General features: G+C 41.7%; 9 protein-coding genes. 4 read left to right on the top strand and 5 right to left on the bottom strand.

Going from position 1 to position 14,768, the window contains the following annotated elements; translation table 11 throughout:
• Nucleotides 1-59: 59 nt before the first annotated feature.
• Nucleotides 60-1,502 (bottom strand): PTS transporter subunit EIIC, encoded by a 1,443-nt coding sequence (locus tag IJS99_01850; GenBank protein ID MBQ7560564.1) that lies wholly within the window; start codon nt 1,500-1,502, stop codon nt 60-62.
• 904 nt (nt 1,503-2,406) lie between these two features.
• Between IJS99_01850 and IJS99_01845 the strand changes: the two genes are divergently transcribed.
• From IJS99_01845 to IJS99_01830, 4 genes are all read left to right on the top strand, one after another.
• Entirely contained in the window at nt 2,407-5,190 is a 2,784-nt protein-coding gene (locus IJS99_01845) for a flagellin (GenBank protein MBQ7560563.1), read from the top strand.
• Nucleotides 5,191-5,354: 164 nt separating this feature from the next.
• On the top strand, nt 5,355-5,771 hold the full coding sequence (locus IJS99_01840) for a flagellar protein FlaG (protein ID MBQ7560562.1): 417 nt from the start codon (nt 5,355-5,357) through the stop codon (nt 5,769-5,771).
• 95 nt (nt 5,772-5,866) lie between these two features.
• Nucleotides 5,867-8,614, top strand: a complete 2,748-nt coding sequence (locus IJS99_01835; protein ID MBQ7560561.1) for a flagellin — start codon at nt 5,867-5,869, stop codon at nt 8,612-8,614.
• 9 nt (nt 8,615-8,623) lie between these two features.
• Entirely contained in the window at nt 8,624-10,276 is a 1,653-nt protein-coding gene (locus IJS99_01830) for an NFACT family protein (GenBank protein MBQ7560560.1), read from the top strand.
• Here the strand turns inward: IJS99_01830 and IJS99_01825 are convergent.
• The 4 genes from IJS99_01825 to IJS99_01810 form a co-directional block, all read right to left on the bottom strand.
• On the bottom strand, nt 10,273-11,214 hold the full coding sequence (locus IJS99_01825; GenBank protein MBQ7560559.1) for a LicD family protein: 942 nt from the start codon (nt 11,212-11,214) through the stop codon (nt 10,273-10,275). The genes IJS99_01830 and IJS99_01825 overlap by 4 nt on opposite strands.
• Nucleotides 11,215-11,250: 36 nt before the next feature.
• Entirely contained in the window at nt 11,251-12,360 is a 1,110-nt protein-coding gene (locus IJS99_01820; GenBank protein MBQ7560558.1) for a metallophosphoesterase, read from the bottom strand.
• Nucleotides 12,361-12,783: 423 nt separating this feature from the next.
• Nucleotides 12,784-13,278, bottom strand: coding sequence for a 2-amino-4-hydroxy-6-hydroxymethyldihydropteridine diphosphokinase (gene folK, locus IJS99_01815; GenBank protein ID MBQ7560557.1), 495 nt, complete (start codon nt 13,276-13,278; stop codon nt 12,784-12,786).
• Nucleotides 13,279-13,431: 153 nt separating this feature from the next.
• The gene (locus tag IJS99_01810; GenBank protein MBQ7560556.1) at nt 13,432-14,664 is read right to left on the bottom strand and encodes a dicarboxylate/amino acid:cation symporter; all 1,233 of its coding nucleotides are present in this window, start codon (nt 14,662-14,664) and stop codon (nt 13,432-13,434) included.
• Between the last annotated feature and the right edge of the window lie 104 nt (nt 14,665-14,768).

Below are 14,768 nucleotides of genomic sequence, written 5' to 3'. Positions count from 1 at the left end.
TAAATTTACTGCAAAAAAAAATTGCCCCCCGTTTTACAGAGAGGCATAATAAAATTTTCTTACTTACCGGCTAATTTCTTGAGTTCGTCAAATACAAACTGTACTTTTGTGCCGATTACTACCTGAATATTTTTTTCTGACGGCCTGAAGACTCCCAGTGCTCCCGAAGATTTTAATTTATTCTCGTCAATCTTGCTATTATCATTAACAGTAACTCTTATTCTAGTAGCGCAGTAATCATATTCCTGCAAATTCTCAAAGCCTCCGAGTCCTTCAAGAATCCCCCGCGCCATTTCCGTGAAATTATTATTTGAGAGTTTAACTTTTTTCGCGCTTGACTCCTCATCGTCTTCACGTCCGGGAGTCTTGAGATCAAATTTATTAATTGTCCAAGCGAACACGAAATAATAAATCACTCCGAATACGAGCCCGATCGGAATAATTAATAAAGGATTTACAGCCATAGGAGCTTTAAAGCTGAGAATATAATCAATCATTCCCGCGCTGAAATTGAATCCGCACCGAACCGGCAGATAAGCACAGACTATCGCGGAAATTCCCGTCAATAATGCATGAATCAAATATAATCCGGGAGCTAAGAACATGAAGGCGAATTCTATGGGCTCAGTTATTCCCGTGAAGAACGAGGCAAAGGCACCGGCCATTAATAAACTTGCTGCGATTTTCTTTTTTGCGGGTTTAGCGGCTCTGTACATTGCATAAGCTCCGGCAACAAGTCCGAACATCATAACAGGGAAGAATCCAGTCATATACATTCCTGTAACGCCGAGAGTCCCCGTTCCTGCCCAGAAATTGCTTAAGTCATTTATTCCCGCCGTGTCGAACCAGAAGACAGCATTTAATGCATGATGGAGGCCAAGCGGTATTAATGCCCTGTTCAACATCGCGTAAATTCCTGCACCGAGCGGACCGAGATTTATAATTGACTCGCCGAAATTTATTAACGCGTTATAAAGCAATGGCCATAAATAATAAAGAATTATAGACGTAATAATTGACGCTACAGCAGTGATTATCGCAACACAACGGCGGCCGCTGAAAAACGCAAGAAAGTCCGGCATTTGTGTATCCTTGAAAGAGTTATAGCAGCCCGCACCGATTAAGCCCGCAAGAATCCCGATAAAAGCATTCTGAATCTTCCCGAATGCCGCAGGAACTTGTGAAGCCTCGACTCCCATATACATAGCAATTGCATTAGTCGATAATAGAGTCGTAATCATGAGCCACGAAACAAGCCCGCTAAGTGCCGCAGTCCCGTCTTTATCCGAAGCCATTCCGATTGATACTCCGATTGCGAATAAAACAGGAATTTGATCAATTATAGCCGACGCAGCTTTAATACAGAACGCAGCAGCAAGACTATTAGCTCCCCAGCCGGCCGGATCAATCCAGTAGCCAACGCCGTAAAGAATCCCCGCAGCAGGTAAACACGCAACAGGCAGCATTAACGAACGCCCAATGTTTTGCAAATATTTCATCATGATATAATTTGCCCTCCTGACTATATAAATAAATTATTGATTTATTGATTTATAGAATATATTAGCATAAATAGCAAATAAAATAGTGTATAATAAAACCGTCCCGGAAAGGTAAGGACGATTCAAGTAAAACAAGGCTGCACTGAAGCGGGGTCTGGAGAATCCCCACCTCAGCAATAAAGCCTCAAGGATGAGAATTTAACGCGATTTCAGAATTCGGATTAACTCCGTAACGGCTCGTATTAGGTCAGTGATGGCCTGTACGAGTTTTGCAGTAATTGGAGGGTTTCCCCTTCGGCGGCCTCCCTCGCAAACTTCACGAGGAACTCCCCCGCAAATTATTTTATCATGTGTTAATATAAAATAGTGTATAATAAAACCGTCTGGGGAGCTCAGACGTTGAATGAAACTAGAGCCGCTTAATCGGGAATGCAAGTCCCGTCTCAAGCATAAGCTCTAATACGTATGACTAAAAGCTACAAGTGCTCGGATAAGGTCTGTAACGGCCTTAACGAGCTTTATTATTTTACTCATCAGCTTTCACCTCCTTCAACCTGAAGATCAGGCCTCCGGAAATGTACCCGGGCGAATCCCATTCCGCAAAAATCACGGAAGACTCCCTAATGAAATATTTTAGCATAAAAAATTTTCTCCCCGCGCTAAAGTCCTTTCACCTACGCACCGACAATGTGAATGTAAGAAGGAAAAAGCCCAGCAATCAGGGCATAAGGCAACAAAGCGCACGCCCGACTCACTGGTTAAGACAGCATTAACAGAACCGGCGCGAGTGTTCATATTAGTGAAGGCCTGAATCATGTGAGAAGGCAAAAATTTTTAGGCAGTCTCTTACACATGGAAGGCAAGAGACATTTTATAATTTACAAGGAGGTTTGTAACCATGTCAATGGTAATTAATCACAATATACCGGCTTTACAGAGTTACAATATCGTTAATAACACAAGTAACGCTCTGCAGAAGTCAATCGCAAAACTTTCTAGCGGTCTTCGTATCAATTCAGCCGCAGACGACGCAGCAGGACTCGCAATATCCGAGAAAATGCGCGCACAGATTAGAGGACTCGACAAAGCAGTCGCCAACACTCAAGACGGTATCAGCTTAATTCAGACAGCTGAAGGCGCACTCAGTGAGACTCATTCAATACTTCAGAGAATGCGCGAACTTTCTGTTCAGGCAGCAAACGACACTTTAACACAACAGGATAGAAGCTATATTCAGGTTGAAATCGATCAGCTCAACGAAGAAATCACCAGAATCGGCAACACTACCCAGTTCAACAAGAAAAAATTGCTTAACGGCGAGGCAGCAGCACTTTGGAGCAGCGACGACAACGAGACAAAGGCAATCATTAACGGCGGTCTCCGTACTACTGACCAGTTCGGCCAGAAAGTTTCTGTTGAAGGCAACTACAAAATCCGCGTAAAAGCAGATCCCGGTCAGGGCGAAGTTCAGAAGTCAGACATCATGAAAGTTAAACATGATAATGTCGTAATGAATAAGTCCGTTAATACTGACGCAGGCGTTAAAGATGTTGCTGTCGATAACGTAGCAGCAGGCAGCTATACACTCACTTATCGTAACGCACTTCAGACAGATGATCCCGTACTTACCGGTTCTTATGGTCTCGGCGGATATACCAGCACAACGACAACAACAGGCACAACGTTAAATCAAACAACTGCACCCGTTACAAAAATTAGCGTTCAGACAACAGACGGCGTGGAAATTTGGTCAACATCAGGTGCTGACATTTTCGGTTCTAATGGATCTCCTGTAACTGGCAGCACTCAAGGGACTTATTTTGCCGGCGGTGACGACTCTGATACAGGCCGTACATTTGCAGGGGTTGCAGATGAGATCATAACAGCTGCAAGACAGAAGGGTATTAACCTCACAACTACATTTGCCGCAGATAGCGATCAAGTAACATTTACTGCTATAACTAATGACGGTTCAGTTGCACCAGGTATCAAGATCGTATATGAGGGCGGCGGAGACTCCGGCAATCCTACGACAGGTACTATTGCATATGGAACTACTCCCACATATGTACCTCCAACCGATGCGTTTGCATTAGATGCATCCGGGACTGCTGTTCAGGATAACGCCAGTATTCTTTTCGAGGTTACCGATGTCAATGCAGTTAACCAGACTGTAACTCTTAAGGCTACAGCAAGCATTCTTTCTCAGAATGGTGTATCTACGACAGCCACACAGGATAATATCGTTCTTTCAGCTTCTAGCGGAAATAGTGTAGCTCTGACGCAGATATTTGGCGGCGATTCTACAGACTCAGCTACAATAACACTTGGAAGTGCCGGAATTGGTGCAATTAGTGACGGTGCAAAATTTGTCTATTTCGTTTCTGCACAAAGCGATAATGTTACGCCTGATATGGCTATTCAAGTCGACGGTATAATGGACAGCAGCTGGGAAGAGAAATGGGACGGCGGCCCGTTCAACGGCAATTCCCTTAATTACAATCTTAATGCTGATTTGGTATCGAACACTGATATTCATTTGAAGTCTTATTTCCTGAATGAAAAAACGGGTGTTGCTGAACTTGGCGACATTAAGATGTCAACTGACAGCACATTTAAGAATACTAACGGAGCACTTAATACTCTGGCAGATGAGACAATACTGTCAAGTTTCGATGCCGCTTATATCGGAAAAGTTGCTACAGACGATGTTAAACTCCGCGATCTTGATAAGTTCTGGAACTCTGAGGGCGTATTCATGCTTGACGATGCGAAGACGATCACCCTCAATCAGGCAGACGGCAAGACAGCAAATGTTACGCTCTATGGATATGACACACTCGGAGATGTAGCAAAGAAGCTCAATAATGCAGTCGCTACGGGACTTGGACAGGCACAATATGTTGACGACGCTACAAAATTTGTAACATTTGTCAATGGTGCTACAACAGATTCAGAGGCAGTAGAAGGCACGTTCTTAATCCGCTCGGCAGTTCCCGGCAAAGAGGGCGAGATCACCCTTTCAGGCGATGAGAACATTCTTAATGCGCTTTCACTGAACACGATTCAGAAGGCAACCGAGACAACATTTACTGTTGACGTAAGCAACGCACACACCGGCGAGACAATCGCATCAAACGTGAAAGTAACCGGTAACGTAGCTCACGGCTTAATCGACAAGAACGTTGATATCGAGTTCAGCTCGCTGAAGGGCATTAACGCGTCATGGAACAGCAAGCTCAACAAGTTTGTGTATTCGTCATCAACTCAGGAGACCACGCTGCATATTGCAGACAACACAACAGTATTGCAGATCGGCGCAAATGAGGGCGAAGATATGGCCATGAACATCGGCGACATGAGATCTCACGCGCTCGGACTTGACGGCGTTAACGTAATGAGCCATGACAGAGCAGCACGCTCAATCACTATTATTGATAACGCTATCGATAAAGTTTCGACCCAGAGAGCCAATCTCGGAGCCTATCAGAACAGATTAGAGTACACGGCCAACAACTTGACAACGGCAAGCGAGAACTTGACCAGTGCCGAGTCCAGAATCCGCGATACAGACATGGCGAAGGAAATGATGAACTTCACGAAGTTGAATATCATGCTTCAGGCTGGTAACTCAATGCTCGCACAAGCTAACCAGCAGCCGCAGAACGTCCTTAGCCTGATCCGTTAATCTGTGAAGTCTTCAGGACAATTTTAATTTATTGCGCAATTTACGGGGGAAGGGGGGCAGCTCTCTTCCCTTTTTTCATATTTATGTTTATATAATAAATAATTTGCGCATAATAATATTAATCTTGAGGCAGCACACAACAAACGGAAGCAGGTGGTTGATCTATGAAGCTGGATTATACCCCTCCGGCTTTTACTCAATCAGCTGCGGCAGAACATCAGCGTCAGGTCATAAAGACTCGTATACTTGGAAATGCAGGCGCGGAATTGCCCGAACATAGACAGAATAATAACGAGAAAAAAATTTCTGATGATAAATCGCGGCAGACAAGGCAGCAAACAAAGCTCGAACAGTTAGCTGACAAGGCAAAAAGTGAAGTGCTTGATAAGGCCTCTGAAATGCGTTATCTCAAGTATGATATTATAGATGACGCTGATATAGTTCAGGTCAGTGTGATAAACAGCTCGGACGGGACAATAATTCGCAAGTTTCCGCCGGATAAAGTCGTGAGTCTTGTAAGAAAGATTCGCGAAAAATTTTTAAATAAGTCGGGCTTGAATTTACTCGACATGAAATTATAGAATATTCCCCCGCAGTAGCAGGCAATTACAAGTTAAGGCGGGGGACAATTTTTCAGGGATGATAATTTTTCACACAAGGAAGGTGATGATTTAGAATGTCAATGATTATGAATCACGATATAACTTCTTTAATGGGACAAAGAATAATGATGCGAAATTCACTCGCTATGAAGCGTTCACTTGAGAAGTTATCGACGGGATTACGCACAAAAATTGCCGATGTTGACAATACGGCCGGGCTTGCAATCAGTGAAACAATGAGATCCCGTATTTTCGGCATGGAGAAGGCATTATATAACACTCAGGACGGAATAAGCCTCATACAAACCGCGTCGGGTGCACTTGAGCAGACAAATTCAATGCTAATGCGTATGCGTGAATTATCAGTTCAGGCTGCTAATGACGTTTTGACTCAGCAAGATAGAAGTTATATTCAGGTCGAAATTAACGAGATTCGGGACGAGATAACAAGGCTCGCTAATACGACTCAATTTAACCGGAAAAAAATTTTAAGCGGAGATAATGCCGTTCTCTGGAGCAGTACAGACAAGCAAGTTAAAGCCGTAATTAACGGGGGTATTCGTTCAATTGATCAATTCGGGCAAAAATACGCGCTAGATGGGAATTATAAAATTTCTGTCAAAGCTCAAGCCGGCCAAGCTCAAACGCAAAAATCTAACATTCTCAAGATTAAGCATGAGGACTCAATCAGCGATAAAAGCCTGAATACTTCAGCAGGAGTCAAAAATGTAGAAGCAAATTCTATACCGGCTGGGACTTATTCATTAACACTCGCGGAGGCTCAAGCGTCAGAAGCAATTATTACAGGCTCACAGGGAGTCGGAGGCACTTATACAACTGAGTCAATAGCAGCAACTTTTAACGATGTAAATATTCCCGTAAATAAAATCACGATTTCAACAAATGACGGTGTAGAAATTTGGAGCACTAACAGCGCGAATATTTTCGGGACTGACTCGGCGGACGCGGCGACTCAAGCGGCATATTTCAACGGAGGCACTGACTCGAACGGGCAAAACTGGGCGGGAGTCCTTGACGAGATAAAGAATTCAGCCTCACAAAAGGGAATCACTATAACGGGCGATGATATTACATCATTGACTTTAACGAGCGGGGGCGCAAATCCACGCGGGCTGAAAATTTCCTACGAGGGTGAAGGCGTTATTAATTCTCCTGCTTCTGAAATTACTTCAACGAGCACTAATAATATTTCTGCTGAAAATGTCTTCACAGTTGAAAGCAGTTCAGGACTCAAGGACAACGCCAGCATTTTATTTGAAGTCAAGAGTGTTGACAGCGTGAACGGGCTTGTTACGTTGAGTGCTTCGGCCAATATTTTATCTCAAGACGGCACGAGCTATAAATCTTCAATTGATAATATATTACTCACTGACGGCGGCGAATCTGTAAATCTCGGCTCAATGTTCGGCAATGATTCTTTAACTGTCGGCTTGAATGGAATTTCTTATGTTCAGGAAGGCGCAAAATTTGTCGTTAATGTCAGTGCTCAAGATTTAGGCTCGGACGTAATAGGCGTAAATATCTCAGGCACAGGGAACAGCCAAGATCCAAACGGATGGACTGGCAGCCCATTCAACGGGAACACTCTTAATTATATTCTCAACGGCAGCAATAATAATAATAAAGAAATTCGCTTCAATAATTATTTCTTGAATTCCCGCTCCGGTGAAGTAACAGAAGGAACTATAACACTTTCTACAGGTTTAGAATTTAAGAGTGCTGCTTCAGGCGGACAACTTGACACAAGCAATGAAACCTCATTAGCAAGTTTTAAGGCAGCTTATACGGGACGAATTGCCGACAAGAATACACAATTGCGCGATATAGATAAATTCTGGGACTCTGAGGGGAATTATTTATTACAACAGCCTCAAGAATTGACGTTGACACAAGGCGACGGGACTCAAGCAAGAGTCATGATTTACGGCAATGACACAGTAAATGACCTAGTCAAGAAATTAAATACTGCTGTTGCTGTAGGACTCGGCCAAGCAAAATATGTTGATGACGCGGGCAAATTCGTAACTTTCACAGAAGGTGCTAAAACGGGCGCGGAGTCAGTCGCAGGGACTCTTGTGATTCGTTCGGCTCTTACTGGCTCAAAAGGTGAGATAAGCATATCAGGCAGTGAAGAATTATTAAACGCTTTATCACTGAATACTATTCGCGAATCAAAAGAATCGACATATAATATTGACGTGATTGACGCTCACGACGGGGCAATTATCGCACAAAACGTAAATATAACCGGTAACCGCTTAGTCGGAGTAGTTCACAAAAATGTAGATGTCGAATTTGACTCAATGATGGGACTTCAGGCAGCGTGGAGCGAGTCAACCGGCAATTATTCAATAACGAGCACTACAGGAAATTCCGGAACTGATATAGTTTTGCACTTGGCCGATAACACTATGATATTTCAGACTGGAGCAGGCGAGGGAGAAGACGTTATATTATCTCTCGGTGATATGAGCTCGGACGCGCTTGGCCTTAACGGAGTAAATGTTATGAGTCGTGAGAGAGCGGCAAAATCTCTTGACTTAATTGACAAGGCTATAGATAAAGTCTCAATGCAGCAAGCAAAATTAGGAGCGGCACAAAACAGGCTCGAACATCATTTAGGGAATCTCACGGACGAGACAGAAGCGTTAATTTCAGCTAATAGCCGGATTCGTGATACTGATTACGCCAGCGAATTATTAGAATACACTAAGATGCAGATTTTAATGCAGGCTAATAGTGCAATGTTAGCGCAATCGAATCAATTACAGACTAATACAATTTTAAGCATATTGAGGTAAATATAAATAATGGCATTTGGACCAGAATTTATAACGGGACTCGCGGGGGCATTACGTGATATATTACCCCTGCGGGTTAACCGCATAGAAGGCGGAGACACTTGGGCAGCTTTGAAGATTTCTAATGAAAGATGGCTGCTTTTTTCGTGGACATCAGGAGCTGCGGGAATCTGTGAGGCGACTCAGGGCGAAATAAACGCGTTGCGAGAGATCTCTTCAGGTCGTACACAAATGGCCGAGGCTCTCAAGAGTCGATTAATGCACGGCGGCGAAGTTTATTCAGTCAAGCAATTAAACCGTGATAGAATTCTTGAATTTGCAGCTAAACGGCGGGTCTCTGCAGGTTTGAGCGTGAATTATTATTTAGTTCTCGAAATTACGGAACCTGTAGCAAATTTTTTGATTCTTGATGATTCGCGCAAGATTGACGAGGCAGCAAGACATTCTACACCCGATATTAATAGATATAGAACGATTTTGCCCGGACATTCTTACACTCCGCCCCCAGTCTTTGAAGGAATTTCACTCACTGACTCTGAAAGCAATATTATAAAATTTGAAGACTTGCAAAATATTTCAGGTATAGGCAGACCCTTAGCGCGTTTGATTCAATCTCACTGGGCAGAACATGAGCCTATTTCTTGGCACTCGGCACTGTTAAAGCTAGTTAGTGAATCTTCACAAGTAAATTGCAAGCTAATCAAGAAAAATAATTATTTAACTCGCATAGATTTTGATTTTGACGAGGCCGTAAATTTGAGTCCTGACTCAATAAAAGCAGCTCGGCACGGTGTATTAATTCCGTTATTGCGTAAGGGCCGCGAAAAAGTTCTACACGAGATCGACTCGAAATTAAAACGTGCTGTAAAATCACGAGAAAGACACAGGGACGGACTAATTAAGCAGCTCAAAGAATGCCATGATGCCGAAATTTTTAGACTCAAAGGTGAAGCTATATTAACTCATATTTACGAGATTCCTAAACGTGCAGCAAATATAAATCTCACTGACTGGGAAGGGAATAATTTAGAAATCGCGCTAGATCCTGATTTATCGCCGTCAAGAAATGCGGAAAAATATTTTAAACGTTACCGCAAAGCAAAAGGAAATCCCGACGAAATTAAATCAAATCTTGAGTCAATAAATTCTGCGATTCAAGAGTTACAGGAGCAGCACGCCTTACTTGATTCAATTAATGACCCTGAAAATTTTAACGAGTCCGTGAAAGATCTAACAGAATGGCTCACACCTGATAATAATAAAAAATTTAGCAAGCCGAGAAAGAAATCGCCTGAAATCCCCCCGTTCTTAAGCATAAATTATGACGGCATAAATATTTTAGTGGGACTCTCTGCGCGCGGAAATAGACACGTAACATTTAAACTTGCTAGACCTGAAGATATTTGGCTTCATGCTCACGAAATGCCGGGGGCTCATGTAATTATAAAAGGTGTAAGACGCTCGGAACTAGAATCAAGCAAAAAAAATATTCTTGAATATGCTGCGGGACTGGCTGCCGGGCACTCATCAGGAAAAGAGTCTAACTCCGTCCCGGTTGATTACACAGAAAGAAAATATATCAGATCAGTCCCCGGAACTGTAGCACTTGTTACGTACACGAATCCGGGAACTTTGAGAATTACTCCGATAAATAATAATTAAGACCTGAAAAATTTTTCTATTGCCTTTAACTTTTCTAATACTTCGTCCATATTGACTCCGCTTCTTGATGCCCATTCACGGAGCGGGGGTCTTGTGTCGCCGCCATGATGTTCAACGCCGTTTTTAGGGAATTGCATATAATCGCCGTATTCTTTTGTCAAATATTGATGAGAATCACAGGGAGAACTTAATTTATAGCCTTCAAATTCGATTTTAGTGAGGGGGAATATAATATCAAATTTGCAAATCAAAGGCTTAATGGAAAACTCTACGGAATGCAGTGCATACCCCCCCCCAGTATAATTAATGATTTGTGAGCGTGCCGAATCAAGTTCAGCAGGCGATAAATTTTTGCCCTTCTTCGCGTAAAATTTTTTATATTTATAGATTCGTGAAATTAAGGCATTATCATTTTCTGATTCTGCGTAAATTTTATCTGTAGGAAATATATCGCACCATATGCCCGTCTTTGAGTGTTCATAACCTAGTCCAATACAGGCGGCACTCGTATTGCAATGAAGCGAATCTGAACCGAATGAAGCAAGAATCTCCGGTAATTTATTACATGCTTTGTTATAGTCCTCTCTAGTCATGCAAATATCTAAATCATCATCCCACGGGATAAAGCCTTTATGTCTAACTGCTCCGAGAAGAGTCCCCCATGAAAGCCAGTACTGCCAGCCCTGTTTTTCGCAAATAGCATCAAAAATTGATAATAATACTGCGTCACATAATTGCAGCTTTCTTAAATCTCCCGTTGCAGGCGGCAATTTCGTAATATCGACATAATGATTCAAGAAATAATAAAGGGTCTCGACTCCTTCTTCACAGTCAAGAATGCCGGATACTTTTTTTAAAGCGCGGATAAAAGTTTTATGTACTCCCCTTTCTCGCAATGAATTCTTGAATTTAATAAAATTACTTGCAAATCTTCCCATTAATTGACCTCCTATAAATAAAATTACTCTCTTAAATTATAAATCATCACGCAAAATTAATAACGTAATTTCCGACGGGTCTAATAATCTCGCGCTGAATCCGTTCCATTGAGAAGTCCCCGGGCTGACGTATAATTTCATGTTATCGATTTCATACCAGCCTCGCACAAAGCCCCTATTTGCACGAGCTACTAAATATTTTAATCCCGGCATTTGTCCGCCGTGAGTGTGGCCTGATAACTGCAGGGCGATATTATATTTTGCGTTTTCTCGTGCCTCGCTCGGTCTGTGATCCATTAAGATAATAGGCGAGTTTTCGGGAATATTTTGCAGTGCGAGTGAAACATTATGATTGCCGCTTGTCTGATCGGGGACTCCTGCGATTATAATTTGCGAATCTCCTGATTTGATTATAATATTCTCGTTTTCTAAAAATTTTATTCCCAGTGATTTTATATACTCAAGCCAGCCCGCTAAATCAAAATAATATTCATGATTCCCCGTTGCAGCATAGACTCCGAACTTAGCGCGCAAATTTTTTAAAGGCTCAACGTCTGCACTTCTTGATTCAACTTGACCGTCAACGAAATCGCCGGGGATTAATATTATATCCGGACTCAATGCGTTAGTTCTTGCTGTAATTGAACTCACAAAATTTTTATTGCTTAATTGATCCGCGTGAATGTCTACAAGCATAGCAATTTTTAAGCCGTCTAAATCTTGACCGAGTCCCTTAATTTTGACTTCATGAATATTTACATCGGGAACTCTCAAGCCCTCATAAGTCCCGTATAAAGCCGCGCAAATCGCAATCGATAATACAAATAATGAAACATGATGAGCCGGGAATTTGCATTTAATTATAAATCTGCACACTAGAAATATTAAATCTTTTGCCAGAATCAAGAATAACGCTATAACTATAAAATTAAATATAATCGACAAAATTAAATTTAAAGCATATGGCAGCTCGTATAAATCCAGTCCAGTTTGAGTCCTGCGATATAAAAAAGTTTTCGCAAGCCCAGCCAGTAATATACAAGCACACACAATTTTTGACGATAAAGAAATTTTTAACGGCAATATCAAGCTCAATATCTCATAAATACAAACTAGCAAAGGCACTAATATAAATGCTGACATCATGAAAGAAATTTTCCGCTCCTGTTATTCATGTTAAATTTTTCGCGTATTATATAACAATTTTGACCGGATTATATATTATTATTTGCGTGTGCTATAATTATAAGTAAGAAATATAGAATATATGGGGAGCGAAGGAAGTTAGCTGAACCCCTTAAAAACTTAGCAAGTTAAGCTTTTTTTATCGAGCAAACCTGTCCCATAACAAAAGGACAAGCCTTACAACCCAAAAAATCGCAGCGGCAAGATGTGAAACCCGGTCAAGGATGTCTCGCCGCTGTTCATTTTCGGTGTGTTTACTAGCCTTGTTAGCCACGAAATAACACCTCGATTCTACAGGGCGGCTCCCCGTCGGACGATGAGCCCTGCAATTCATCCGGGGCTTTCTCTGAGAAATATTATATCAGATAAAAAATTTTTATTGCTTTATAATTCCGTAATTCTGAGCGGCCATGCGTCTTTGTTGCGTAACGGGTCAATTAATTCTGAAATAGTTTTATTACTTAACGGGTGAGTCCAGCTTTCCGGCAAAATCTCTCTTAACGGCACAAGCACAAATAATCTATTATGCAAATTTATATGCGGGATATTTAATTCAGGCGTGTTATATATTAAATCGTCAATTAATAATATATCTATATCAATTTTCCGAGCTCCCCATCTCACTGAAGGCAAGCGGCCAAGTTTTGACTCAAAAAATTTTATTCGCGTTAATATTTCGCTGGGTTCTTGCTGTGAATAACTCTCTAGTAATATGCAGGCATTCAAATAATCGGGTTGAATTACGCCTCCCCATGCCGGAGTCTCGTATATAGCACTTGATTTTATTATTCGTCCCAGTGTAGCAAGTTCTCTCACTGAATCCCGCAAATTCTTAACCCTGTCGCCCAGATTCGAGCCTAAGCAAAAATATATTCTCATGAGTTATATAACCTCCTGAATAGTAAATAAATTTTTTATAGTAATTATATATATTTCGCCTAAGCACTGATAAAATTTGCCGGGTAATTCGCAAAAATCTTATAATGACAAGCAAAGCCCAGCTATTAAATAATAACCGGGCTTGAAAATTTTTTATGCTCTCTTGATCCAGTCAGGACCGTCAACGAATCTAGACACTATGAATGACACTACATAATCGCCAGCCGCGTTTATCATCGTAGCCGGTGGATCTACAAGATTCCCTATCGCTACTAAAATCGGGAATGCTAATTCCATGTAATTCGCAAAGAATAACGAGCAGATTATATACTCGCCTATATAGCCGCCGCCGGGAACTCCGCTCATTCCCACTGAAGAGAACACAGCAACGAGAACTATTAACGGCAAATCCGCCCATGTTAAAGGCTGCCCTAATACTCCCATTACGAACGCAATTTTTAACACGCAGGAAAAACACGAGCCGTCCATATGCATCGTAGCTCCTAAGGGCAATACTATATCTGATACGTCCTTGGGAATTCCTGTACTTGCTGCGGCTTCCATATTTGTAGGAATTGTAGCAATGCTCGAACACGTACCAAGCGAGACTACAGCCGGACCAGTTATATGCGCAAACATTTCGCGGACTCCCTTGCTTCCGCCTCCGATAAATGCCATGATAGGCCAAGCTGTGAATATATAAATAAAGCACACAGGATAATATAATAATAACGCCCTCGCATATGATTCTGAAATCTGAGGCCCGTAAGTCGCTACTAAATCCGCAAATATGGCAAAAAACGCTACAGGAGCATAATATGTAATTATATTCACAAATTTAAGCATTACGGTTGTCAGGCTCTCAAGAAATTTTTTTACAGGTTCACCGGCTTGTCCGCTCAAGTTCACAGAGAATCCGAATAATAACGAGAAAATTATTAAAGGCAGCATTGCCCGGCGACTCAAGAGTCCTATAAAGTCATCAACTGTGAAAAAGTTAGTTACTAATTGAGTAAGACTCGCATAACTCCCGATTTCTTCACGCGCTATATTTGTCCATGCTTTCAAGACGGGCGGGAATACCATGACAAGAGAAAAATAAATTATTGCTGCAACTGCTCCGGTTATTATAAACGTTATTATTGTCGTCCAAATAATTTTGCCTGAACGCTTAAGACTCCCGGTGCCGGCCACTGCTCCCGATATAGAAGCGAACACCATCGGCACAACTATACAGAACATCATACGGATAAATATAGTCCCTAGAAATGAAATACTTTTCGCAAAATCAGGATACACATATCCCGTAACTGCGCCTAAAATCATCGCAAGAATCAATATAACAAGAAAGAAATAATGCCGTGCTATTGTATGAGCTTTCATTATATGAAGCCTCCTGTTAAATTTTTTATTATTATATTACGAGTTCGTGAAAAATTGCATAAATTCAGCTATTGACAATACCCCCCCCCCCCCCTCGTATAATTGCG

Source organism: Synergistaceae bacterium (assembly GCA_017444345.1).
Classification (GTDB): domain Bacteria; phylum Synergistota; class Synergistia; order Synergistales; family Aminobacteriaceae; genus JAFUXM01.
This window is presented reverse-complemented; position numbering and strand designations above follow the sequence as displayed.

Excerpts from the sequence above, each read along its gene's own strand:
- IJS99_01820 (MBQ7560558.1), bottom strand. The coding sequence starts at position 12,360 with ATGATGTCAGCATTTATATTAGTGCCTTTGCTAGTTTGTATTTATGAG.
- IJS99_01830 (MBQ7560560.1), top strand. The coding sequence starts at position 8,624 with ATGGCATTTGGACCAGAATTTATAACGGGACTCGCGGGGGCATTACGT.
- IJS99_01850 (MBQ7560564.1), bottom strand. The coding sequence starts at position 1,502 with ATGATGAAATATTTGCAAAACATTGGGCGTTCGTTAATGCTGCCTGTT.
- IJS99_01825 (MBQ7560559.1), bottom strand. The coding sequence starts at position 11,214 with ATGGGAAGATTTGCAAGTAATTTTATTAAATTCAAGAATTCATTGCGA.
- folK (MBQ7560557.1), bottom strand. The coding sequence starts at position 13,278 with ATGAGAATATATTTTTGCTTAGGCTCGAATCTGGGCGACAGGGTTAAG.
- IJS99_01845 (MBQ7560563.1), top strand. The coding sequence starts at position 2,407 with ATGGTAATTAATCACAATATACCGGCTTTACAGAGTTACAATATCGTT.
- IJS99_01840 (MBQ7560562.1), top strand. The coding sequence starts at position 5,355 with ATGAAGCTGGATTATACCCCTCCGGCTTTTACTCAATCAGCTGCGGCA.
- IJS99_01835 (MBQ7560561.1), top strand. The coding sequence starts at position 5,867 with ATGTCAATGATTATGAATCACGATATAACTTCTTTAATGGGACAAAGA.